Annotated in this window: 2 protein-coding genes; both read left to right on the plus strand. The window is 56.7% G+C overall.

Annotated elements, in window-relative coordinates; translation table 11 throughout:
- Window positions 1-18 precede the first annotated feature (18 nt).
- Entirely contained in the window at window positions 19-249 is a 231-nt protein-coding gene (locus EOM25_14195; GenBank protein ID NCC26325.1) for a hypothetical protein, read from the plus strand.
- A gap of 2 nt (window positions 250-251) precedes the next feature.
- Window positions 252-2,216: VWA domain-containing protein (locus tag EOM25_14200; GenBank protein NCC26326.1), on the plus strand; the 1,965-nt coding region annotated here is incomplete at its 3' end.

The following is a 2,216-nucleotide window of genomic DNA, read 5'->3' on the forward strand; positions in this document are numbered from 1 at the left end:
AAATGGAAAGGGGTCGGGATGACTCTGGAGGGCATTCGGGAGGTCATGATCCGGGATGGGGATGACCTTCCACTGCCTCCTCCGCCAAGGGAACCGGGGGATGTCAGGATCTGGTCCCACATCTGGCTCGGCCCCGGTGTGGAGTTGCACCTTGATCCGCAACAAGCCGGACTCGACCCGTCCCAAGTTCGCGAACTGGCCAAACAATCGGCGGCCATTCTGGCCGAATTGAAGAACAAGGAGGAGTGAGCATGTATTCCATTCCCGTGTCTCCCTGCCTGAAATGTGAAAATGAGGCGTTGGTTCTCACGGCCGTGGATGTCCGTCTGGACATCGTCGGACTCTTGGCCAGGACCCGACTCAAACAGACGTATCGAAACGAGGAGGAAAAGCCCATCGAGGCCGTGTACACCTTCCCCCTGCCCATGGACGGGGTGCTCACGAGCCTTGTGATGAAGATCGGCGAAAAGAGCTTTCAGGGCAAAGCCGTGGAGAAATCAGAAGCCAGGGAGCAATACGAGGACGCCGTGGCCGAAGGCGATACCCCCATCATGCTCGAACGCCTGGACAATGGTCTCTACACCTTGAACTTGGCCAATATCCTTCCCAAGGAAACCATCGAGGTGGAAATCGAATTCGCCGAAATTCTTGTCCACAAGGCCGGGGAGTTCCGCTACGAACTGCCAACGACCCTGGCTCCCAGATATGGGAACCCCGAAGACCTGGGTCTGGAGCCGCATCAAATCCCTGAATACACCTTGAACTCCGGGGCAAAGTTCTGCTTTTCGGCCGCCATCGAGGGACCTTTGGCCACAGCCAGTCTGGCCGTACCCACCCACCCGGCCACAGTGACGGTCAAAAATGGAACTCTGGAGATCAGTCTGGTCCGGGGAGTCGAGGACATGGACCGGGATCTGGTTCTGACCATGTCTGGAGAGAACCTGCCGTCGGCCTTCGGTCTCACGGCTAAAGATGGCGACAGACATGTGGCCCTTATGGGATTCACTCCGACTTTTTCAGCCCAAGCCCCGGCCCGGAGTGTGAAGATCGTTGTGGACTGTTCAGGATCCATGCTCGGAGACTCCATCCGACAGGCCCGGGAGGCTCTCATCCGCATCCTCGATCGTTTGCGGCCCGAGGACTGGTTCAATGTCATCCGGTTCGGAAGTAGCACCGAGTGTTTTTTTCAGCGCCAAGTTCCGGCCGATGCCAAGCATGTCCAACTGGCTCTGGCCAAGGCCAGAACAATGGATGCCTACCTTGGCGGAACCGAGATGGAAGCTGCCCTGGACGAGGCCATTTCATCGGTTTCGCCCAAAGAGATGTCCGAGGACATCTTGATTTTGACCGACGGCGAGGTCTGGGACAAGGGCGACATGGCCGTCAGGGCCAAATTGGCCAATCATCGAGTCTTTACCATCGGTATTGGCTCGTCTCCGGCCCGGGACGTCTTGAACGATCTGGCCCAAAAGACCAATGGCCGGGCTCTCTTCATCGGGCTGCGCGAGGATCTTGAGCGGGCCGTGTTCGGGCATTTCAAACGCATGGTCATGGCCCCGGCCAAAAAACCTCGGATTTCGTTCGGATCGAACAAGCCTGTCGGCCAAGCCCCCTCACCTCTGCCCCCGATCTTTGGTGGTGACATGGTGGTATCCTGGGCTTGGTTTGACACGCCCCCTTCCGACGCCTGTCTTGTTCTGGAAAGTGAAGGCCAGGAGTTTTCCTGGATGACCGAGTTTGTCTCGGCGGAAAGCCTGTCAGATATTCTGCCCCGCTTGGGGGCTGCGGCGCGCCTCATGGAACTGACCGATGAGAACACGGCCAGGGATTTGGCCGTTCAATACAACCTCGTTTCCAAGCACACTAATTTTCTGGCCGTGGCCGAGCGGGCCGAGGGCGAGAAAGCCGGGGATATTCCGGCATTGCGCACGGTCAAACACACCCTGGCCGCAGGATGGGGAGGGGTTGGAGATGTTTGCTGCTCTATACCTCCAAAATTTTCTACGGGTCAAATGATGATGTCAGAACCATCAGCCCTTTATCAGAGAAAGGCCTTGAATCATCCGAGCAGAATGTCAGTCAAGACGACACGACGTCAGTGCATTGATTTGGAAGATTACTTGGCCAAAAAGCATGACGGGAAAAACAATGAAAAGACTTTTTCCCTGTCCGACCTGGTTTCCAAGGTCTCAACCCGACTCAAAAATACACCCGGC

The sequence above is a fragment of the Deltaproteobacteria bacterium genome (assembly GCA_009929795.1).
Lineage (GTDB): Bacteria > Desulfobacterota > Desulfovibrionia > Desulfovibrionales > Desulfomicrobiaceae > RZZR01.

What these genes read in the sequence shown, in the direction of transcription:
- EOM25_14195 (NCC26325.1), top strand. Translation starts at nt 19, where the DNA reads ATGACTCTGGAGGGCATTCGGGAGGTCATGATCCGGGATGGGGATGAC.